At 72.2% G+C, this 21754-nt stretch carries 18 protein-coding genes; 10 read left to right on the top strand and 8 right to left on the bottom strand.

The window, feature by feature from the left end; genetic code table 11:
- The first annotated feature begins 142 nt into the window (after positions 1-142).
- Both IO29_RS21020 and IO29_RS21015 read left to right on the top strand, forming a co-directional pair.
- Positions 143-1486 (top strand): 6-phospho-beta-glucosidase, encoded by a 1344-nt coding sequence (locus tag IO29_RS21020; RefSeq protein WP_030378727.1) that lies wholly within the window; start codon positions 143-145, stop codon positions 1484-1486.
- Positions 1487-1660: 174 nt separating this feature from the next.
- The gene (locus tag IO29_RS21015) at positions 1661-2548 is read left to right on the top strand and encodes a sulfotransferase family protein (RefSeq protein ID WP_030378726.1); all 888 of its coding nucleotides are present in this window, start codon (positions 1661-1663) and stop codon (positions 2546-2548) included.
- 55 nt (positions 2549-2603) lie between these two features.
- Here the strand turns inward: IO29_RS21015 and IO29_RS21010 are convergent, their stop codons facing one another.
- Positions 2604-4277, bottom strand: a complete 1674-nt coding sequence (locus IO29_RS21010) for a carbohydrate binding domain-containing protein (protein ID WP_030378725.1) — start codon at positions 4275-4277, stop codon at positions 2604-2606.
- A gap of 233 nt (positions 4278-4510) precedes the next feature.
- A complete protein-coding gene (locus tag IO29_RS21005) occupies positions 4511-5617 on the bottom strand; it encodes an ATP-grasp domain-containing protein (protein WP_051707203.1) in 1107 nt (368 codons plus the stop codon).
- A gap of 198 nt (positions 5618-5815) precedes the next feature.
- On the opposite strand from IO29_RS21005, the gene IO29_RS21000 reads away from it, so the two are divergent.
- Positions 5816-6499 carry a 4'-phosphopantetheinyl transferase family protein gene (locus IO29_RS21000; RefSeq protein ID WP_030378723.1) on the top strand — a complete coding sequence of 228 codons (684 nt, stop codon included), beginning with the start codon at positions 5816-5818 and terminating at the stop codon, positions 6497-6499.
- A gap of 4 nt (positions 6500-6503) precedes the next feature.
- On the opposite strand, the gene IO29_RS20995 is transcribed toward IO29_RS21000, so the two are convergent.
- The 5 genes from IO29_RS20995 to IO29_RS20975 form a co-directional block, all read right to left on the bottom strand.
- Entirely contained in the window at positions 6504-6734 is a 231-nt protein-coding gene (locus tag IO29_RS20995; RefSeq protein WP_030378722.1) for a hypothetical protein, read from the bottom strand.
- A 206-nt stretch (positions 6735-6940) separates the two neighbouring features.
- A complete protein-coding gene (locus IO29_RS20990) occupies positions 6941-8353 on the bottom strand; it encodes an NAD(P)/FAD-dependent oxidoreductase (RefSeq protein WP_030993885.1) in 1413 nt (470 codons plus the stop codon).
- On the bottom strand, positions 8346-9590 hold the full coding sequence (locus tag IO29_RS20985) for an MAB_1171c family putative transporter (RefSeq protein ID WP_030378720.1): 1245 nt from the start codon (positions 9588-9590) through the stop codon (positions 8346-8348). The genes IO29_RS20990 and IO29_RS20985 overlap by 8 nt, the downstream gene beginning before the upstream one ends.
- 22 nt (positions 9591-9612) lie before the next feature.
- On the bottom strand, positions 9613-10161 hold the full coding sequence (locus IO29_RS20980) for a toxin-antitoxin system, toxin component (protein ID WP_234307451.1): 549 nt from the start codon (positions 10159-10161) through the stop codon (positions 9613-9615).
- 22 nt (positions 10162-10183) lie between these two features.
- Entirely contained in the window at positions 10184-10924 is a 741-nt protein-coding gene (locus tag IO29_RS20975) for a helix-turn-helix domain-containing protein (protein WP_030378718.1), read from the bottom strand.
- A gap of 295 nt (positions 10925-11219) precedes the next feature.
- Between IO29_RS20975 and IO29_RS20970 the strand changes: the two genes are divergently transcribed.
- The 7 genes from IO29_RS20970 to IO29_RS20940 all read left to right on the top strand — a co-directional run bounded on the left by IO29_RS20970 (position 11220) and on the right by IO29_RS20940 (position 20865).
- Positions 11220-11849: an MmyB family transcriptional regulator gene (locus IO29_RS20970; protein WP_030378717.1), complete on the top strand. Its 630-nt coding sequence runs from the start codon at positions 11220-11222 to the stop codon at positions 11847-11849.
- A 693-nt stretch (positions 11850-12542) separates the two neighbouring features.
- Entirely contained in the window at positions 12543-13544 is a 1002-nt protein-coding gene (locus IO29_RS20965) for a LacI family DNA-binding transcriptional regulator (RefSeq protein WP_030378716.1), read from the top strand.
- A gap of 215 nt (positions 13545-13759) precedes the next feature.
- Positions 13760-15112: an ABC transporter substrate-binding protein gene (locus IO29_RS20960; protein ID WP_030378715.1), complete on the top strand. Its 1353-nt coding sequence runs from the start codon at positions 13760-13762 to the stop codon at positions 15110-15112.
- Between the two features lie 6 nt (positions 15113-15118).
- On the top strand, positions 15119-16084 hold the full coding sequence (locus IO29_RS20955; protein WP_030378714.1) for a carbohydrate ABC transporter permease: 966 nt from the start codon (positions 15119-15121) through the stop codon (positions 16082-16084).
- Entirely contained in the window at positions 16081-16962 is an 882-nt protein-coding gene (locus tag IO29_RS20950; protein WP_030378713.1) for a carbohydrate ABC transporter permease, read from the top strand. The genes IO29_RS20955 and IO29_RS20950 overlap by 4 nt, the downstream gene beginning before the upstream one ends.
- Before the next feature lie 61 nt (positions 16963-17023).
- Entirely contained in the window at positions 17024-18613 is a 1590-nt protein-coding gene (locus IO29_RS20945) for a glycoside hydrolase family 13 protein (protein WP_030378712.1), read from the top strand.
- Positions 18614-18669: 56 nt separating this feature from the next.
- Positions 18670-20865 carry a discoidin domain-containing protein gene (locus IO29_RS20940; RefSeq protein ID WP_030378711.1) on the top strand — a complete coding sequence of 732 codons (2196 nt, stop codon included), beginning with the start codon at positions 18670-18672 and terminating at the stop codon, positions 20863-20865.
- Here IO29_RS20940 and IO29_RS20935 read toward each other — a convergent pair.
- Positions 20837-21736, bottom strand: coding sequence for an ABC transporter ATP-binding protein (locus IO29_RS20935; protein WP_078618158.1), 900 nt, complete (start codon positions 21734-21736; stop codon positions 20837-20839). The two genes, IO29_RS20940 and IO29_RS20935, sit on opposite strands and share 29 nt — an antisense overlap.
- Positions 21737-21754: the final 18 nt, after the last annotated feature.

Below are 21754 nucleotides of genomic sequence, written 5' to 3'. Positions count from 1 at the left end.
CACCCGCACTCCCCCCACACCCCCACCCACCCGAACTCCCCGGGGTCCAAGGGGTGGAGCCCCTTGAAGGGACGGGAAGGGCAGGGGCGGCGGGGGCGAGGAAAATGAGGGGAGCCCCACCCCGTACCAACCGGAAGGCTCCATGAAGCTCACCCTCCTCGGCGGCGGCGGATTCCGCGTCCCCCTCGTCCACGCCGCCCTCCTCGCCGACACCGCCCCCCACCGCATCACCCACCTCACCCTCCACGACCTCGACCCCACCCGCCTCACCGCCATCACCCGCGTCCTGGCCGACCAGGCCGGCCGGCGCCCGGAAGACACCCGCCTCACCGTCACCTCCACCACCGACCTCGACGAAGCCCTCCGCGGCGCGGACTTCGTGTTCTCCGCCATCCGCGTCGGCGGCCTCGAAGGCCGCGCGCACGACGAGCGCGTCGCGCTCGCGCAGGGCGTCCTCGGCCAGGAGACCGTCGGCGCCGGCGGCATCGCCTACGGCCTGCGCACCGTCCCCGTCGCCACCGACATCGCCCGCCGCATCGCCCGCCTCGCCCCCGACGCCTGGGTCATCAACTTCACCAACCCCGCGGGCCTCGTCACCGAGGCCATGTCCCACCACCTCGGCAACCGCGTCCTCGGCATCTGCGACTCCCCCGTCGGCCTCGGCCGCCGCATCGCCCGCACCCTCGGCGCCGACCCCGCCACCGCCTGGATCGACTACGTCGGCCTCAACCACCTCGGCTGGGTCCGCGGCCTCCACGTCGCCGGCCGCGACGAACTCCCGCGCCTGCTCGCCGACCCCGCCCTGCTCGGCTCCTTCGAGGAGGGCAGGCTCTTCGGCCCCGACTGGCTGCGCTCCCTCGGCGCGATCCCCAACGAATACCTGCACTACTACTACTTCAACCGCGAGACCGTCCGCGCCTACCAGGAGGTGGAGAAGACCCGCGGCGCCTTCCTCCTCGACCAGCAGGCCGGCTTCTACGCCCGGGCCGCCCGCCCGGACACCCCCGCCCTCGACCTGTGGGACCGCACCCGCGCCGAACGCGAGGCCACCTACATGGCGGAGAACCGGGAAACCGCCGGCGCCGGCGAGCGCGCCGCGGAGGATCTCTCCGGCGGCTACGAGAACGTCGCCCTCGCCCTGATGCGGGCCATCGCCCGCGACGAACGCGCCACGCTCATCCTCAACGTCCGCAACGGCACCACCCTCGCCGCCCTGGACGCCGACGCCGTCATCGAGGTGCCCTGCCTGGTCGACGCGAACGGCGCGCACCCGGTCGCCGTCGACCCGCTGCCCGGCCACGCCACCGGACTGGTGTGCGCGGTGAAGGCGGTCGAGCGCGAGGTGCTGTCGGCGGCCGCCTCCGGGTCCCGTACGACCGCCGTGAAGGCGTTCGCCATGCACCCGCTCGTCGACTCGGTCAACGTCGCCCGCAGGCTCGTGGAGGGGTACACCGCCGTCCACCCGGGCCTGGCCTATCTGCGGTAGCCCACCGGACACGCTTTCCCATGAAGTATTAAGAGAGCGGTAAGTGCGCAGGTCACCATCGGTGCGCCGGCCGCCGCGGCCCCTCCGCTTCGCCTCCGCGTCATCTCCCCTTCGCCCGCCGCCCCTGCAATGCGGAGCGGCAGGCGAAGGCGCGCGAAGGAAGGGAGCGGCACCGTGCGGGACCCCCGGCTCACAGTGATCGGCAAGGGACTGAGGCGGCGCGGCAGGCTGGTGATGCAGGCCGTGAGTCCGCCGCGCCGCACACTGGACGCCGTACCCGCCCCGCGCACCCCGGAGACGGCCCCGTACACCGCGCCGTGCGCCCCGCGGCTGGTGTCCTCGCCGGTCTTCGTGCTCTCCTCGGTCCGCTCCGGCTCGACCCTGCTACGGGTCCTGCTCAACAGCCACAGCCGGATCCGCGCCCCGCACGAGATGCACCTGCGCACCCTGCACGTGCATCTGTCCCGGGACTTCACCGCCGAGGCCATGAAGGCGCTGGAACTGGACCGCACGGAGCTGGAGCACGTCCTCTGGGACCGGGTGCTGCACCTCGAACTCGCCCGCAGCGGCAAGGACGTCATCGTCGACAAGACCCCGGCCAACACCCTCATCTGGCCCCGGCTGCGCCGATGCTGGCCCGACGCCCGGTACATCCTGCTGCTGCGCGAACCCGGCGCGATCGTCACCTCGCTGACCGGCCGCCGCACCGACCCCGACCACGCGGCGATCCGCGCCGAGGTGCTGGAGTACGCCGAGAAGCTGGAGGAGGCCCGGCAGCACCTCGGCCCGCACGTGCTGACGTACGAGGAGCTCACCGCCGACCCGGAACGGGCCACCCGGGGGCTGTGCGAGTACCTCGGAGTGCCGTGGGAGCCCGGCATGCTCGACTACGGCAGCAGGGACCACGGCACGTTCCGCCCGCAGCTCGGCGACTGGAGCAGCACCCTGAAGTCCGGCCGCGTCCAGCGGGCCCGCTCCGCCGACCCGGACGCCGAACTGCCGCCCAGGCTGAAGGAGTTGGCACGGAAGTGGGGGTACCCGGAGCGGGTACCCCCACGCTGAGACGGGCGCCGGAGCGCGGGTCCCAGTCCGTGACGAGGGGCGCCGGAGCGCGGGCTCAGCCCGTGAAACCGGCCGTGATCGAGGTGAACTGCCAGTCGCTCTGGGAGATCCCGGAGCAGTTGCTCACCACGCCGCCGCCCGCGCACGGCCGGTCGCGGTTGACCGCCCAGTACGCCAGCCGCGCGATGTGGTGCGAGTTGGCCCAGTCCCGGATCGACGTCCAGATCGCCGGGGTGGTGTTCTCCTGCTGGTCGGACAGGCCGTTCATGCCGGAGATGCCGATGTGGGAGTAGGCGGTGGCGTCGTCCCACCCGAAGGTCGACTTCAGCTTGGCCTTCAGGCCCTCGGCGGCGTTCACCGTGTTGCCGTACATGTCGGAGCCGCCGCCGAAGTCGAACGGCATGATGGTGAAGACGTCGATGCCGGCGTCGAGCGACTTGGCCTGCTCGATGAGCCGGTTGCCGTAGTAGGTCGGCCCGGTCGTCGAGGTGCCGAAGGTGACGATGGTCCGCAGGCCGGGGTTGTTCGCCTTGACCGTCTTCAGCGCGGTGAGGATCCTCGCCTGCACGGCCTCGTTCTCGAACTCGTCCGTGTTCTCGATGTCCATGTCGATCGCCTTGAGCGAATAGGCGTCGATCACCTTCTGAAGCGCCCCGGCGAGCGCGCCCGCGGAGGAGCAGTTGGCGCCGAGCTTGCTGCCCTGCCAGCCGCCGAACGAGGGCACGATGTCACCGCCGGCCGAGCGGATCTGGTTGATGGTGCTCTGGTCGACGCCGCCGGTCAGCGCCCGGCTGCCGTCCCAGGCGGGGTTGCAGCCGCCCGAGTCGAGCATGAACGCCATCGTGTACCACTTGATGCCGGTCGCGCTCATCACCGAGGTCGCGCTCGGCGGGTCGCCCCAGCCGAGGTAGAGGTAGGGCGCCGCCTGCTTGAAGCCGGTGCCGCTGCCGCTGCCCGCGCTGGTGGTGACGCTCACGGAGTTGGAGGCCGCCGAGGTGTTCCCGGCCGCGTCCCGCGCCTTGACGGTGAACGTATAGGCGGTGCTCGCCGACAGCCCGCCGACGGTGGCGCTGGTGCCGGAGACGCTGAGCACCTGGTTGCCGCCGCTGTAGACGTCGTAGCCGGTGACGCCCACGTTGTCCGAGGCCGCCGACCAGGACAGCGAGACGCTGGAGGACGTCTTGCCGGTCGACGTCAGGTTCGTCGGCGCGCTGGGCGCCTGGGTGTCGGAGCTGTTGCCGCCGCCCGGGCCGTCGAGCGAGATGTCGTCGGCGTAGTAGGTGCCCTGGGCGTACCAGCCGTGGACGTACAGCTTGACGCTGGTCTGCGAGGCGCCGGTGGTGAACGGCACCTTCAGCTGGCTGTACGTGGAGGGCGAGGAGGTCCAGGTGGAGGCGCCGCCGTCGACGCCGAGGTAGACGTACGAGCCCCGGACCCAACCGCTCAGCGTGTACGCGGTGTTGGGCTGGACGGACACGGTCTGGGTGCACTGGGCGTTGTCACTGGAGGTGACCGCGCCCGCGAGGGCCTTGGAGCCGCCGTGCACCGGGGAGGAGACGACCGAGCCGAGGTTGCCGGAACAGGACCAGGGGGAGAGGGAGCCCGACTCGAAGCCGGGGTTGGACAGGACGTTGGCCGCGTGGGCCGTGCCGGGCACCGCGAGGGCCCCGGCGAGGGCCAGCGCGGCGGAGCCGAGCACGGCGACGAGGGCGCGTCTGGAGCGCCCCAGGAAACCTGACGAGGCCGATGACGAGCGATGAGTGCGCACGCGATCTCCCTGTGGGGAATGGGGAATTCGGGAGTGCCGGGTGGTGCGGGACGCAGCGGGACGGTGCGAGCAAGGTGCTGCGGAAGGTGCGCTCATCAATTTGGTATGGACCAATTGCGGCGTCAAGGGGGGCGACGGCAATTGGTCCGGACCGGCTGGAATGTGCCTGTGGGGAGGGGCGGCCGGCGGGGTGGCTAGAGGGGCACGGCCGCGGCCCGCGTGGAACTCACGGCGGCCTCCCGGGGCTTCGGCACCCCGGCCGCCCGCAGCGGGCGGGGCCCGGAGACCACCGCGTAGTCGTCCCCGACGAACGGCGGTACGACCCGGCCCGGATCGTCGCCGAGGGCGAGCCGGACGGCGGCCCAGGGCGCGTTCACGCCGCACAGCGACAGCTGGTGCAGCCCGCCCGCGGGGCGGGTGTTGACGTCGAGCAGGACGGGACGGGCGCCGTCGGGGTGCCCGGGGTCCTCGAACATGCGGAACTGGATGTTCGACAGATGGTGCAGCCCGAACGTCTCCGCGAGCCGCACCGCCGGGGCGATCCAGCGCTCGTGCAGTGTGAACCCGCGCCGGCGGCCGTTCTTCGTCCGGCCGATCGCCATACGGACGCGGTCGTCGGTTCCGGTGAGGCAGTCCACCGACACCTCCGGCTGCCCGAGGCGGGGCATGACCAGCCAGTTCACCGGCTCCCCGGCCTCGCGGAGCGCCCGGACGACGAGGTCGAGCGGCACCTGCGGGCCCGGGAATCCGGCGAGCTGCGCCAGCGAGAACCGGGTCCGGGTGACCACCCGGAACCCCACGCCGCCCGCACCGTCCGCCGGCTTGAAGCACGCGGTGTGCCCGGCGGACTCCAACTCCCTCACGGCGTGCAGGAGTTCACTCGCGTCACGCACCCGGAACCACGGCGGCACGGGCAGCCCCACCGAGCGCGCGGCCTCGTACGCCGTCACCTTGTCCCGGAACACCGCGACCGCCTCGGCGGACGGCGCCAGCAGCGCCGTACCGGCGGCCGTGAACTCCGCGCGGTGCGCGACGACCGCCTCCTGGTGCAGCCGGGGCACGAACACGTCGATGCCCCGGCGGCGGCACTGGGCGAGCGCGTACTCGACGTAGGCGGCGGGGGACAGGCCCTCCGGCTCCGGCTCGGCGGTGTCGGCGGCGGCGAGGACGGGGGAGTCCGCGTCGCCGTGCGTGGCATGGACCTCGACGGCACGGCCGTCGGGATTTCGGCGCAGCTGATCGATGAAGAACACGTTCTCCGCGTACGTGCGGTTGAGCCAGACGCGTACGGGAGAAACCATGCAGGCCGCCTTTCGGGGTCGCGCGGGCACGGCACAGCAGGCCGAGCCCGGCCGGAACAGGAGGAGGCACACCGCGGCGACGTACGTTTTCGACGCGTCCGTGGGAGGTGTTGGGGCGATCATAGGGCCTCCGGGGCGGTGCGACGCATGGGCTACCGTCGTTGCCGTCGGCCGTGCCGCGTGCGGAGGGGAGAACCGGTGATCGAGGAGCTGCTTCCGGGGTCCGTCGTCGCCGTGGAGGCGTACGGCGCCGAGGCGGCCGTCGACGACGCGCCGCTGTACCCCGAGGAGCGGGCCGTCGTCGCCCGCGCGGTCGCCAAGCGGCGGCGCGAGTTCACGGCGGTACGGCTGTGCGCGCGGCGCGCGATGGAGAAGCTCGGCGTGGCGCCGGTACCGGTACTGCCCGGCCCGCGCGGGGCGCCGGGCTGGCCCGAGGGGCTGCTCGGCAGCATGACCCACTGCACGGGGTACTGCGCGGCGGCCCTCGTCCGCGCCGGCGACCTGGCCTCGCTCGGCATCGACGCCGAGCCGCACGAGGCGCTGCCCGAGGGCGTGCTCGACGCGGTGGCCGCGCCCGGCGAGCGGGAGCGGGTGCGCGCGCTGTCCGCGGCGCACCCGTCCGTCCACTGGGACCGGCTGCTGTTCAGCGCGAAGGAGTCGGTCTACAAGGCGTGGTTCCCGCTGACCGGGCGGTGGCTGGACTTCCTCGAGGCGGACGTGGAGATCCGCCCCGCCGCCGGTCCCGCGACGTCCGGCGGCTTCCGGGCCTCGCTGCTGGTGGACGGGCCGCTGGTCGACGGCCGCGTCGTGCGGGTCTTCGACGGCCGGTGGGCCGTGGGACGGGGCCTGCTGGCGACGGCGGTGACGGTGGGCGGCGGCTGACCCCTCACGCCCCGGCGGGCGGGGCGAGGTCCGGGCACCACTCGCCCAACAGCCGGAACAACTCCCCCTCGTTCCCGGCCAGCCCGGCCTCGGCAAGGGCATGCTCGGCCTCGGCGAGCACACCCGGCGGCACGAGGACCGACGGCTCGTCGAAGGTCGCGCGCACGGTGTGCAGCAACCGCAGATACGCCTGCACGGCGGCACGCTCACGATCGGTCAGTACGGCGGTGGGCATCGTCTCCGACTCTCCCCGGTCTCAGCCACGACGGACACGACCAGCTTGCCGTGCGGCACTGACAACGGGGTTGAGACGCCCCCTGCCAGGGGCACGGGGAACTGCGCACCTTTCGGGGGCCCGGGGGTCTGCCCCCCCGGGGCCGGGACGGGAAGGGGCGGCGGGGGCGGCAGAAATCGGCCGCACCCCCACTCACCCCCCGCCGGCTAATCCCCCCGGACCGCCTCCCACTCCGCCTCCGTGAGCGGCGGCTCCGCGAGCCGCTCCCGCCTCGGTCCCCGCAGCACCGCGATGAGGACCGCCGGCCGCACCAGCTCGGCCACCGGCTTCGACAGCGTCACCACGTCGAAGAACGCCCGCGCCACCAACGGCCGCCCCGTCGCCGTCAGCATCAACCGGTTGACGTACGCCCCCAGCACCCGGTTCCCCAGCCCCGGCGCCTTCCCGATCGCCCCCGGATAGTGGATGTCCGTGCTCGTCGCCAGCGACCACGCCGTCGCCACCGGCCGCGCCACCGCCCGCTGCGCCCGCCGCGCGAGCCCCGCCGCGGAAAGCCCCGCACGGGCCACCTCGTCGCGCAGCGCGAGCACGCCCTGCGCCGCGACCGACAGCCCGTGCCCGTACACGGGGTTGTACGTGGCGACGGAGTCGCCGATCGCGACGAACCCCTCCGGCCAGCCCTTCACCTTCTCGTAGTAGCGCCGCCGGTTGACCGTGCTGCGCGTCACCACCGGCTCCGACAACGGCTCCGCGTGCGCGATCAGCTCGCCCACCACCGGATGCCGCACGCTCTCCCGGGCGAACGTCTCGAACTCCTCGGCGGAGGCGGGCGGTTCACCGCCCCGCGTGCCCGACAGCGTCACCAGCCACCGCCCGCCCTCCACGGGCTCGATGGTCGTGGTCCGCCCCGGCACCGGCACCGTCGCGTCCGACTGCACATTGACCAGCGGGAACTCCTCCGTGCCCGCGGGCGCCCGGTAGAGCCGGCTGGAGTAGGCGAGCCCGGAGTCGACCTCCTCCATCGGCGCGTCCGCCACGCCCAGTTCGCCCAGCCACCGCTGCGCCCGGGAACCGCGCCCGGCCGCGTCGACGACGAGATCCGCGGAGAGCACCCGCTCCTCGCCGTCGGTCGCCCGTACCCGTACGCCCGTCACGCGCCCGGCGTCGCCCTCCAGGGAGAGCAGTTCGGCCCGCTGCACCACGGTGACCCGCGGGTCCTTGACCACGCGCTCGCGCACCACCCAGTCCAGCAGGTCCCGGCTGCACGCGATCATGAACTGCATCTCCGGCCACCGCCGGAACCAGCCGCGCGGCTGCATCGACACCAGCCCCGTCGGCAACGGGATCCGCCGCGCCCCGCCGGCCAGCCACGCCTCGGTCACCCCCGGCAGCAGCTCCTCCATCGCCCGGGCGCCCCCGGACCAGATCACATGCACGTGCCGGGCCTGCGGCAGCCCCTTGCGCGGCTCGGGGCCCTCGGGCAGCGCGTCGCGCTCGACGACGGTGACCTCGGCGTACGCGCTCAGCGCGGCGGCGGCGAGCATGCCGGCCATGCCCCCGCCGATCACGACGGCACGACGGGGTGCGGCACCGCTGGCGGTGCCGACGGGTTCACTCATGGAGATCGCTTCCTGACCTGGTGGCGGTCCGTCCCCGGACGGCCGCGACGACGGGTGACTGACGCAGGGCGAGGGATATCCGTACGAGGTCCCGGGGACCGTCGTCGGAGGCGGAGGGGGCGGAGGGGGCGGAGGGGGCCGCTTCGGCGGTGGTGCGGCGGACGTCGGCCACCGCGCCGGCCGCGTCGATCAGCCTGCCCTCCGGGTCGGCGGCCCGGGCCCGTACGGCCGCCGCCACCATCGCCGCGTCGGCCTCGGCCCGCGCCTGCTCCGGGTCCGCACCGGCGGCCAGCGCCGCGTCCCGGGCGCGCCGGCGCAGAGCGGTGTCGAAGTACGGGTACAGGCCGAGCATGCCGTCGTGGATGTCGGACTCCCGCTGGGTCACCCGGAGTTCGGCCGGCGCCCACCAGGCGATCCGCACGCCCCGGTGCGACTGCGCGGCCACCGGCCGCAGTTCCCGCCAGAGCGGGCCGAGCCGCCGGTAGGTCGCCCAGGTCTGCCAGCTGTCCCCGGCCCGCCGGCAGGCCAGCGGGATGCAGAACCCGACCGCGCTGATCTGCGCCCCCGCGGAGGCCAGCACCGGCGCCCAGTCACTGCTCAGATAGTCCAGGTCGGCCCCGCGCCAGCGGGCGATCACCGCCGTGAACTTGGTGGCCAGATACGCCAGATTGAACAGATAGCCGACGACGATGATGAGCAGCCCGGCCCGCAGCCAGCCCCGCACCTGAAGCGCCCAGCGCCCGCACATGACGTTCATCGCGACGCCCGCCACCGTCAGCGCCACGAGGTAGAGCACGATCAGCTCGCGGATGTACGGCGTGCGCGCGTAGTACGTGTCGAAGTCCCGCAGCCGCTCCACCGGCGCGCTGCCGAGCACGAACAGCACGACGAGCGCCACGATCACCACGCCGTACCCGGCGGTGATCCACCGGTTGACGCGGCGGGTCCGGGCGGGCGGTCCGCCGCGCCAGTTGACCACCAGCACGAGGCAGGACGCGCTGAACGCGCTCAGCAGGCAGTACACCAGCGGCGCCGAAAAGTTGACGATGCCGGTCCACTCATTGACCTGCGCGATCGTCGGCGGCGCGGCGAAGCAGAACACCAGGCCCGCCAGCGCGAGCAGCACGCACACCGAGCGCAGCAGCGGATCGCGCCACGCCCGCCGCAGCGCGGGCGCCTTCACGGTGAGCGCCACCGCCATCGCGGCGGAGGGGAGGTAGTAGCCGGAGCCGTCCATCGTGTCGGTGTGCCAGTCCCCTCTAGCCCTGCGGTCCGCGGTAGCCGAGCGACGCCTCGATGCGCCCGGCCAGGTCGTCGCGCCGCAGGGGACCGCGCATCGGCGAACCCGCCAGCCACGTACGGCACTTGCTGGCGAGGAGCAGGCCGAAGCTCTCGGCGTCCTTCTCGTGTGCGAGGTCGAACCGGGTGCGGGCGGCCACCGAGTGGACGGTGGCCTGCAAGTCGGCGGTGTCGCTCAGTAAGCGCGCGGCGACGGCGGCACCCTCCACGTGGTGGCCGTGGTGCCCGGCACTCATGTGCCACAGCTCGTGGCCCAGGATCACCAACTGGTGGTCGGGGGCGGTGCGTTCCTCGACGACGACGAGATCCTGCTCGGCCATGTCCAGCCAGAGCCCGCTGGCCGTCCCGGGCGGGAAGACGGCGGTACGGAACTGCACGGGCCGGCCGCGCCGCCGGCTCATGCCGGAGCACAGCGCCGCGTACAGCGCGGACGGGTCCGCCGGTGCCGGGAGCGTGAGTTCCGCGACGAGTGCGCCGCACAGACGGCGCATGTCCCTGCCAATGCCCATGGTCGGTCTTCCCCCTCCCGGCTCAGGACTCGGGCCGTTTGACGCTCTCCAGGAGCATGTCCAGCCACTCCGCGACCTTGTCGCGGTGCTGGTCGGTGGGCAGTTGCGCGGCCCGCCAGGCGATGCCGCGCACGCCGTGGTCCTGCAACAGCCGTTCCAGTGGATCGTCGGGTGCGGGCGGTGCGTCCGCGTGCGAAGCGGTCCCGTCCTCGCGCGCGGCGCGCTCCTGGTCCGTACGCTCGCGGTCCGGCCCCTCCGGGCGGCCCGCCGTGCCCTCGCGGTCCGCGAGCTGCTGGAGCAGGTCCTGTTCGATGTGCTGGAGGGCGGTGGCGAGCGCGTCCGGGTCGTCGGCGGTGAGGAAGCCGGCGTGTACGCGGAAGAAGCGCTGGATGGCGTCGCAGTGCTCCATCGTGGGGCGGCGGTCGCCGTTGATGAGCGCGCCGGCCTGCTGGCGCGACATGCCCGCGCCGTCGGCGATCTCCTGCTGGGTGTACGTGCGGCCGTTCGGTTTCAGCCGGGTCCGGCGCAGCAGTTGGAGCCGTTGCAGAAACCGGGCCTGGAGGTCCGGTTCGCCCGCGGGACGGCCCGCGAGCAGCGCCCTCACCACGGGATCCGGTACGCCCGACGCCGCCGAGAGGCGGCCGGTGTCGAACACCTCGCCGTGCGGCACGCCGAGCCGGTCGGCGAGGGCGGTGACCCGGGAGACGACGGCCGGCAGCAGCCCCGTCGCCGCGGCGCCCGGAACCTCGTAGCCATCCGTCACCGACCCAACTCCCATGTCTCTCAGGCCGTTTCCTCAGCGCGCTCTCAGGAAGGGCGGGTATGAACAGGGACGACCCGTGTCGTGTGTCCCGAACCACCCGGAGAGTAACGGCTCCTTCGAACTCGCATCCAGGTCTCGCCACAACTGTGGCGGGATTCAGCCGTCCCCGGCGCGGGAATGCCACGATAGTTGACACGCGTCGGCGGTCGCCCCCAGGATCGGGGCTCCGCGTGACGGCGGGTGAGCGGGACCGGCCGGAGAGTGCGGGACCCAGGGCAAGAGGGGTGACCACCCGATGGTGCAGCAGGCAGGGGGACAGCGGTCGGTACCGCGGTCCGTGCCCGGACGTCCCGATGTGCGGGCGTATCTGCGGGATTACGCGGCGCTGCTCGAGTCCACGCCCTTCCCGTCGGTCGTCCACGACCACCGGTGGGACGTCGTGCTCGCCAACTCCGCGTACGAGGAGCTGTTCGCGGGGGTCGGGCCGCATCCCACGGCCATGCCGGGCGACAATCTGCTGCGGTTCGTGCTGTTCCATCCGGACGCGGCGCGGGTGCTCGGGGAGCACGAGTCGAGCTGGGCGCTGCCGATGCTCGCCGACTTCGCGTCGGCGGTGGAGCGGCATGGGCACGACCGGGGGTTGCAGGCGATCCGGCGCGAGATCGCGCAGGACCCGATCATGGACGTCGCCTATCGGCACGGGGTGCCGCACTGGCTGCGGGCGGTGGGGGCGGACGCGGGGGAGCCGGACGGGGCGGTGCGGCCGTTGCACCACCCCGACCCCAGATGGGGCGGGGTGTGCCGGGTGGTGGGGGAGACGCCGAGGACGCTACGGGCGGCGGGGTATGTGCGGTTGACGTTGGTGTTGCGGGAGGCGGCGAGGGCGGGGGCGCGCCTTCGGGTGGTGCCGGCCGTGGAGGGCTGACGCCCTCCGGCTCCCTTTCCGCCAGAAGCCGGACCCCGGCTCCGTCGACGTTCAGGTCGCCGACGGCGCCGGGGTCCCGGGGCGAGCCCCGGGTGCGTTGTGGCTCGGGGGTGCGTGTGGGTGGGCGAGTGCGGGTGGGTGAGCGGCTCGCCGCGCCGACGCGGCGGAGCCGCAGATCGACAGAGCCCCGGGTCCCTGGGGGGGTGGGGGCGGTGCGTGGTTGGGTGCGGCTGGGATGTGGTCGCTCGCGCAGTTCCCCGCGCCCCTGGGGGTGGGAGCGGTGCGCGGTTGGCTGCGGGTGGGATGTGGTCGCTCGCGCAGTTCCCCGCGCCCCTGGGGGGCGGGGGGTGGGCACGCGTCGACGGGTGCGAGTGATTCGTGGCTGGTCGCGCCCATGCGGCGGAGCCGCAGATCGATAGAGCTCCGCGCCCCTGGGGCCCCTGCGGGGCCCGGGGAGACCTCGCCAGCACACTCCCGACCAACCCCAGCCAACCAAGGGGCGCGGGGAACTGCGCGAGTAACCACGTCGCACCCGCACCGAACAGCGCACCGCCACCCCCCCTAGGGGCGCGGGGAACTGCGCGACCAGCCACCGTTCACCCGCACCCGCCCCCGCACACCAACCCCCCACCCCCCAGGCGCCGCAAGGCGACAACGCAAGCCGCTTGCGTGGCTTGCGTTATCCTTGCGGGCATGACACGTCGTCTCGCCGAGGTCGCGAAAAAGGTCGGGGTCAGCGAAGCCACCGTCAGCCGCGTGCTGAACGGGAAGCCGGGGGTCTCCGACGCCACCCGGCAGTCCGTTCTGTCCGCGCTCGACGTCCTCGGGTACGAGCGCCCGACCCAGCTCAGGGGCGAACGCGCCCGCCTCGTCGGCCTCGTCCTGCCCGAGTTGCAGAACCCGATCTTCCCGGCCTTCGCCGAGGTGATCGGCGGCGCGCTGGCACAGCACGGGCTGACCCCCGTGCTGTGCACGCAGACCAAGGGCGGTGTCTCCGAGGCGGACTACGTCACCCTCCTGCTACAGCAGCAGGTCTCCGGCGTCGTGTTCGCCGGCGGCCTGTACGCCCAGGCCGACGCCCCGCACGACCACTACCGCCAGCTCGCCGAGCGCAACATCCCCGTCGTCCTGGTGAACGCCGCCATCGCCCGCCTCGGCTTCCCCGCCGTCTCCTGCGACGACGCCGTCGCCGTCGAACAGGCCTGGCGCCACCTGGCCTCCCTCGGCCACGAGCGGATCGGCCTCGTGCTCGGCCCCGCCGACCACATGCCCTCCGCGCGCAAGCTCGCCGCCGCCCGCGCGGTGGCGGGCGACGCGCTGCCCGAGGACGCCGTCGGCCGCGCCATCTTCTCCATCGAGGGCGGCCACGCGGCCGCGACCAAGCTCATCGACCGCGGCGTCACCGGATTCATCTGCGCCTCCGACCCGCTCGCCCTCGGCGTCATCCGCGCCGCCCGCCGCCGCGGGCTCGACGTCCCCGGCGAGATCTCCGTCGTCGGCTACGACGACTCCGCGCTGATGAACTGCACCGAGCCCCCGCTGACCACCGTCCGCCAGCCCATCGACGCCATGGGCAAGGCCGCCGTCGAACTGCTCAACGCGCAGATCGCCGGCAGCTCCGTACCCGCCGACGAGCTGCTGTTCGAGCCGGAACTGGTGGTGCGCGGCTCGACCGCGCAGGCTCCCCGCGGCTGACGGCGTCGAATCGATTCACTCGACAGCCAGCAAGATCCGTCCTGCTGTCGAATAATTGCAAAGTTCGCGCGATCTATTGCGCGGCCTCCCTCCCGGTGCTTGAGTGTGCGTCGCCAGTCACGGGTGGTACGGACCATGCGCGGTCACGCCTCGGCCCTGCGCGGTCGCCGTCCCCCCGTGGGCCTTTCCACGCTCCTGCCCAAAGGGGTCCACCGATGACACGCACCGGGTTCCGCCGTACCTTCGTCGCGATCGGCGTCTGTTCCCTCGCCTCCCTCGCCGTCACCGCCTGCGGCGGCAGCGACGACGACGCGGCGGGCGGCAAGACCCGCATCACCGTCAACTGCATGCCGCCCAAGAGCGCCAAGGTCGACCGGAAGTTCTTCGAGGAGGACGTCGCGTCCTTCGAGAAGCAGCACCCGGACATCGACGTCGTCGCCCACGACGCCTTCCCCTGCCAGGACCCCAAGACCTTCGACGCCAAGCTCGCCGGCGGCCAGATGGAGGACGTGTTCTACACGTACTTCACCGACGCGGGGCACGTCGTCGACATCAACCAGGCCGCCGATCTCACCCCGTACGTCAAGGACCTGAAGAGCTGGTCCACGCTCCAGAAGCAGCTCAAGGACATCTATACCGTCGACGGCAAGGTCTACGGCATCCCGCGCACCGGCTACTCGATGGGCCTGCTCTACAACCGCAAGCTGTTCGAGAAGGCCGGACTCGACCCCGACAAGCCCCCGACCACCTGGGAAGAGGTCCGCGCCGACGCCAAGAAGATCGCCGCCCTCGGCAACGGCACCGTCGGCTACGCCGACTACAGCGCCCAGAACCAGGGCGGCTGGCACTTCACCGCCGAGCTCTACTCCCAGGGCGGGAACGTCGTCGACGCCGACGGCAAGAAGGCCACCGTCAACACCCCAGAGGGCCACGCCGTCCTCCAGAACCTGCACGACATGCGGTGGAACGACGACTCCATGGGCAGCAAGCAGCTCCTCGTCATCAACGACGCCCAGCAGATGATGGGTTCCGGCAAGCTCGGCATGTACCTCGCCGCCCCCGACAACATCCCGATCCTGGTCAAGGAGAAGGGCGGCGACTACAAGGACCTCGCCCTCGCGCCCATGCCCGGCGGCAAGGGCACCCTCATCGGCGGCGACGGCTACATGTTCAACAAGAAGGACAGCCCCGCCCAGATCCGCGCCGGCCTCAAGTGGCTCGACCACATGTTCCTCACCCCCGGAAAGGGCTTCCTCGGCGACTACGCCCGCGCCAAGAAGAACGACGCGCCCGTAGGACTGCCCGAGCCGCGCCTGTTCACCGGCGCCGCCGACGCCAAGGACCAGCAGGTCAAGAAGGCCAACGCCAACGTGCCCGTGGAGAACTACCAGAGCTTCCTGGACGGCAACCAGAGCCTTCGGATGAAGATCGAGCCGCCGCACGCCCAGCAGCTCTACTCCGTCCTCGACGGCGTCGTCTCCGCCGTCCTCACCAAGAAGGACGCCGACATCGACTCACTCCTCAAGGAGGCCTCCGGGAAGATCGACGGCATCCTCGCCCGGAGCTGAGTACAGATGACCAAGACGGCCTCCCGCCCTCCCGCCGAGGCACCCGCCGCCCGCCCGGCCCCCGCGAGGACGCCCTCCCCGGCGTCGGGGGCCGGCCGGCGGCGCCGCCTCGGCGACCAGGCCCGCGCCTACGCCTTCCTCCTCGGCGGACTGCTCTGCTTCGCCCTGTTCTCCTGGTACCCGGCGATCCGCGCGGTCGTGATCGCCTTCCAGAAGTACACCCCCGGCTCCGACCCGGAATGGGTCGGCACCGACAACTTCACCCGCGTCCTGCACGACCCCGAGTTCGGCGACGCCTGGCGCAACACGCTCACCTTCACCGGGCTCGCCCTGCTCATCGGCTTCGCCGTCCCGTTCGTCCTCGCCCTCGTCCTGAACGAACTCCGCCACGCCAAGGCGTTCTTCCGCGTCGCCGTCTATCTGCCGGTGATGATCCCGCCCGTGGTCAGCGCCCTGCTGTGGAAGTGGTTCTACGACCCCGGCACCGGCCTCGCCAACGAGGCGCTGCGGTTCCTGCACCTGCCGACGTCCAACTGGTCCAACGGCGCCGACACCGCGCTCGTCTCCCTCGTCCTCGTCGCCACCTGGGCCAACATGGGCGGCACGGTGCTGATCTACCTGGCCGCCCTGCAATCCATCCCCGGTGAGCTCTACGAGGCCGCCGAGCTGGACGGCGCCAATCTGCTCCAGCGGGTACGGCACGTCACGATCCCGCAGACCCGGTTCGTGATCCTCATGCTGATGCTGCTCCAGATCATCGCCACCATGCAGGTCTTCACCGAACCGTTCGTCATCACCGGCGGCGGACCGGAGAACGCCACCGTCACCGTGCTCTACCTCATCTACAAGTACGCCTTCCTCTACAACGACTTCGGCGGCGCCTGCGCGCTCAGCGTCATGCTGCTCGTGCTCCTCGGCCTCTTCTCCGCCCTCTACCTCCGGCTCACCCGCACCGACGGGGAGGACGCATGAGCAACGGCACCCGTACCCTCGTCTCCCCGGCCACCCTTGCCCGACCGCGCGGGAAGGCGATCTACTGGGGCGTCTTCACCGCCGTCGTCCTGCTGTTCGCGCTCGCCTTCCTCTTCCCCGTGTACTGGATGGTCACCGGCGCGATGAAGTCCCCGGACGAGGTGGCCCGCACCCCGCCCACCCTCGTCCCCGAGCACTGGCACCTGAGCGGTTACACCGACGCCTGGGACCTGATGCAGCTCCCGCAGCACCTGTGGAACACCGTCGTCCAGGCCGCCGGCGCCTGGGCCTTCCAGCTCGTGTTCTGCACCGCCGCCGCCTACGCCCTGTCCCGGCTGAGGCCCGCCTTCGGCAAGGTGATCCTCGGCGGCATCCTCGCCACCCTGATGGTGCCGACACAGGCCCTCGTCGTACCGAAGTACCTCACCGTCGCCGATCTGCCGTTCCTGCACACCAGTCTGCTCAACGACCCGCTCGGCATCTGGCTGCCCGCCGTCGCCAACGCCTTCAACCTCTATCTGCTCAAGCGGTTCTTCGACCAGCTGCCCCGGGACGTGCTGGAGGCCGCCGAGATCGACGGCGCCGGCAAGCTGCGCACCCTGTGGTCCGTCGTGCTGCCCATGTCACGGCCCGTGCTCGGCGTGGTGTCGATCTTCGCCCTGGTCGCCGTCTGGCAGGACTTCCTGTGGCCGCTCATGGTGTTCTCCGACACCGACAAGCAGCCCATCAGCGTCGCCCTGGTGCAGCTGTCGCAGAACATCCAGCTGACCGTGCTCATCGCCGCCATGGTGATCGCCAGCATCCCGATGGTCGCCCTGTTCCTCGTCTTCCAGCGGCACATCATCGCCGGCATCAGCGCGGGCAGCACCAAGGGCTGAACGGCCGTCTCCGCGGCGACGGCCCCGCCCGCCACCCCCACCGAACAGAAAGGCACGCACCGTGGGACAGCCCACCCCTGCCCGAAAAGGGACCGACTGGTGGCGCTCCGCCGTCATCTACCAGGTGTACGTCCGCAGCTTCGCCGACGGCGACGGGGACGGCACCGGTGACCTCGCGGGCGTCCGCGCCCGGCTCTCCCACCTCGCCCAACTCGGCGTCGACGCGCTGTGGTTCAGCCCCTGGTACCTCTCCCCGATGAAGGACGGCGGCTACGACGTCGCCGACTACCGCACCATCGACCCCGCCTTCGGCACCCTCGCCGAGGCCGAGAAACTCATCGCCGAGGCCCGCGAACTGGGCATCCGCACCATCGTCGACATCGTCCCCAACCACGTCTCCGACCAGCACCCCTGGTTCCGCAAGGCCCTCGACGGCGGACCCGAGCGGGAACTGTTCCACTTCCGGCCCGGCCGCGGCGAGCACGGCGAACTCCCGCCCAACGACTGGCGGTCGGAGTTCGGCGGCCCCGCCTGGAGCAGACTCGACGACGGCGACTGGTACCTCCATCTGTTCGCCCCCGAGCAGCCCGACCTCAACTGGGCCCACCCGGCCGTCCGCCAGGAGCACGAGGACGTGCTGCGGTTCTGGTTCGAGAGGGGCGTCGCCGGCGTCCGCATCGACTCCGCCGCCCTCCTGGTCAAGGACCCCGGGCTGCCCGACTTCACCGCGGGGCGCGACCCGCACCCGTACGTCGACCGCGACGAACTCCACGACGTCTACCGCTCCTGGCGCCGCGTCGCCGACGAGTACGACGGCGTCTTCGTCGGCGAGGTCTGGCTCCCCGACGCCGAGCGCTTCGCCCGCTATCTGCGCCCCGACGAACTGCACACCGCCTTCAACTTCTCCTTCCTCTCCTGCCCCTGGGACCCCGCCCGGCTGCGCGCCTCCATCGACGACACGCTCGCCGAGCACGCCCCCGTCGGCGCCCCCGCCACCTGGGTGCTCTGCAACCACGACGTGACCCGCACGGTCACCCGCTACGGCCGTGCCGACACCGGCTTCGACTTCGCCACCAAGACCTTCGGCACGCCCACCGACCTCGCGCTGGGCACCCGCCGCGCCCGCGCCGCCGCCCTGCTGACCCTCGCCCTGCCCGGCTCGGTCTACGTCTACCAGGGCGAGGAACTGGGCCTGCCCGAGGCCGACATCCCGCGCGAGCGCATCCAGGACCCCATGCACGCCCGCTCCGGCGGCACCGACCCGGGCCGCGACGGCTGCCGGGTCCCCCTGCCCTGGGCGGCCGGCGCGCCGTACGCGGGCTTCGGTTCCCGCGAGGAGCCGTGGCTGCCGCAGCCCGCCGGCTGGGCCGCGTACGCCGCCGACCGGCAGGCCACCGACCCGCACTCGATGCTCACCCTCTACCGCGAGGCGATCCGCCTCCGCCCCGTCTTCGGCGACGGGCCGCTCACCTGGCTGCCCGCCCCGGAGGGAGTCCTCGCCTTCACCCGCGCCGACGGCGTCCGCTGCGTGGTGAACCTCGGCGAGGACCCCGTCGCACTCCCCACCTCCGCCCCACCCCTGCTCACCAGCGGCCCGTTGACCGACGACGGGCGGCTGCCGCAGGACACCGCGGTCTGGCTGCGCGCCTGAGAGCGCCGCCCCCGCGACCCGCTATCCCCGCACCCCCACTCGAAGGGATCAGCACCATGTCACACGGCACCACGGACCACCGCACCACCGCGAGAGCCGCCGGGCGGCTCTCCGCCGCCGGCACCGCCGTCGCCCTCGCGGCCGGCATGCTCGTCACCCTCGGCGCCCCCGCCGCCCACGCGGCCGCCGGAGCCACCCTCCCGTTCACCTCCGTCGAGGCCGAGTCGGCGAGCAGCACCGGTGCGAAGATCGGCCCCGACTACACCCAGGGCACGCTCGCCTCCGAGGCCTCGGGACGGCAGGCGGTGCGCCTCACCTCCGGCCAGCGCGTGGAGTTCACCGTGCCGCGCGCCGCCAACGCCGTGAACGTCTCCTACAACGTGCCCGACGGCCAGTCCGGCAGCCTCGACGTGTACGTCAACGGCACCAAGCTCGACAAGACCCTCCCCGTCACCTCGAAATACTCCTACGTCGACACGAGCTGGATCACCGGCTCCAAGACCCACCACTTCTTCGACAACGCCCGGATGCTGCTCGGCCGGAACGTCCAGGCGGGCGACAGAATCGCCTTCCAGGCGACGAACGTGCAGGTCACGGTCGACGTCGCCGACTTCGAGCAGGTCGCCGACGCGCCCGGCAAGCCGTCCGGGGCCGTCTCCGTCACCGACAAGGGCGCCGACCCCAGCGGCCAGGGCGACTCCACCCAGGCCTTCCGCGACGCCATCTCCGCCGCCCAGGGCGGGGTGGTGTGGATACCGCCGGGCGACTACAAGGTGTCGTCCTCGTTGCAGAACGTGCAGAACGTCACCCTCCAGGGCGCCGGCAGCTGGCACTCCGTGGTGCACAGCTCCAGCTTCATCAACCAGCAGAGCAGCGCGGGCAACGTCCACCTCAAGGACTTCGCGGTGATCGGCGAGGTCACCGAACGCAACGACGGCAGCCCGGACAACTTCGTCAACGGCTCCCTCGGCGCGAACTCCTCCGTCTCCGGGATGTGGCTCCAGCACCTCAAGTGCGGCTTCTGGCTCACCGGCACCAACGACAACCTCGTCGTCGAGAACAACCGCGTCCTCGACACCACCGCCGACGGCCTCAACCTCAACGGCACCGCCAAAAACGTCCACGTCCGCGACAACTTCCTGCGCAACCAGGGCGACGACTCGCTCGCCATGTGGTCGCTGTACTCGCCGGACACCGACAGCGGCTTCGAGAACAACACCATCTCCCAGCCCAACCTCGCCAACGGCATCGCCATCTACGGCGGCACCGACATCACGGTCAAGAACAACCTGATCTCCGACACCAACGCCCTCGGCAGCGGCATCGCGATCTCCAACCAGAAGTTCCTCGACCCGTTCAGCCCGCTCGCCGGGACGATCACGGTCGACGGCAACACGCTCGTCCGCGCGGGGGCGATGAACCCCAACTGGAAGCACCCGATGGGCGCGCTGCGCGTCGACTCCTACGACAGCCAGATCAACGCCACGGTCAACATCACCAACACCACGATCACCGACAGCCCGTACAGCGCCTTCGAGTTCGTCTCCGGCGGCGGCACCGGCTACCCGGTCAAGAACGTCGACGTCTCCGGCGCCACGGTGAAGAACACCGGCACCGTCGTCGTCCAGGCCGAGGCCCAGGGCGCCGCCACCTTCAAGAACGTGACCGCCACCGGCGTGGGCGCGGCCGGGGTCTACAACTGCCCCTACCCGGCCAACTCGGGCACCTTCACGCTCACCGACGGCGGCGGCAACTCCGGCTGGGACAGCACCTGGTCGGACTGCTCCACCTGGCCCCAGCCCGGCCAGGGCAACCCCGACCCCGACCCCGGCCGCAACCTCGCCAAGGGCCGGCCGGCCTCGGCCACCGGCTCCCAGGACGTCTACACCCCGGGCAAGGCGGTCGACGGCGACGCGAACACCTACTGGGAGTCGGCGAACAACGCCTTCCCGCAGGCCCTCACCGTCGACCTGGGGTCCTCGCAGGCCGTACGGCGGCTGGTGCTGAAGCTGCCGCCGTCCTCCGCGTGGGGCGCCCGCACCGAGACGCTGTCCGTGCTCGGCAGCACCGACGGCTCCGGGTACTCCACGGTCGTCGCGTCGAAGGACTACCGCTTCGACCCGGCCTCCGGCAACACGGCCACCGTCACCCTGCCGAGCAACGCGAACCTGCGCTATCTGAGGCTGAACGTGACCGCCAACACCGGCTGGCCGGCGGCCCAGTTCAGCGAGGTGGAGGCGTATTTGCAGTAGCCGCCGGACCGGGAGGATCTTTCTCGGCCAGGGCCGGCCCCCGGTCGCCCGGCGGTTCCTGACCCGCCGGGGACCCCACCGCCGGGGCCCGACCCGGCACGGCCGTCCCGCGCTTCGCCGCCTGGATCTGCTCGTACACCTGTGTACGCAGACCCGCGAAGCGCGGGGCGACCCGTGTGTGCACCTGGTCCCGCTCCTCGGGCAGGTCCACCCGCAGCTCCTCCCGCACGACGGTGGGGGAGGCGGACAGGACCACCACCCGCTGGCCCAGGTAGACCGCCTCGTCGATGTCGTGGGTGACGAACACGATGGTGATGCGCCGCTCCCGCCACAGCCCCCGGACCAGGTCCTCCAGATCGGCCCGGGTCTGCGCGTCCACCGCCGCGAACGGCTCGTCCATCAGCAGCACGTCCGGCTCGTACGCCAGCGCGCGGGCGATCGCCACCCGCTGCTGCATCCCGCCGGAGAGCTGCCAGGGGTAGGCGCCCGCCACGTCCGCGAGCCCCACCGACGCCAGCGCGTCGGCCACCAGTTCCCGCCGCCGGGACTTGCCCAACCGCTTCTGCTTGAGCGGCAGTTCGACGTTCTCGCCGACCCGCATCCAGGGGAAGAGACTGCGCCCGTACTCCTGGAGCACCACCGCCATGCCGGGCGGCGGACCGATGACCCGGCGCCCCTCCAGGAGCACCTCGCCGCCGGTCGGGGCGAGCAGCCCGGCGACGCACTTCAGCAGCGTGGTCTTGCCGCAGCCCGACGGGCCCACCACGCAGACCAGTTCGCCCGCCGCCACCGTGAACGTGAGGTCCCGGACCGCCTCCACCCGGCGCCCGGAGCCCTCGTAGACCTTTCTCAATCCGCGTACGTCGAGCATGCACTGCCCTTTCGCATG

The organism is Streptomyces sp. NRRL F-6676 (genome assembly GCF_000725625.1).
Taxonomy (GTDB): Bacteria; Actinomycetota; Actinomycetes; order Streptomycetales; family Streptomycetaceae; genus Streptomyces.
Note: the sequence above shows the minus strand (reverse complement) of the source record. Positions and strands in the feature narration are given on the sequence as shown.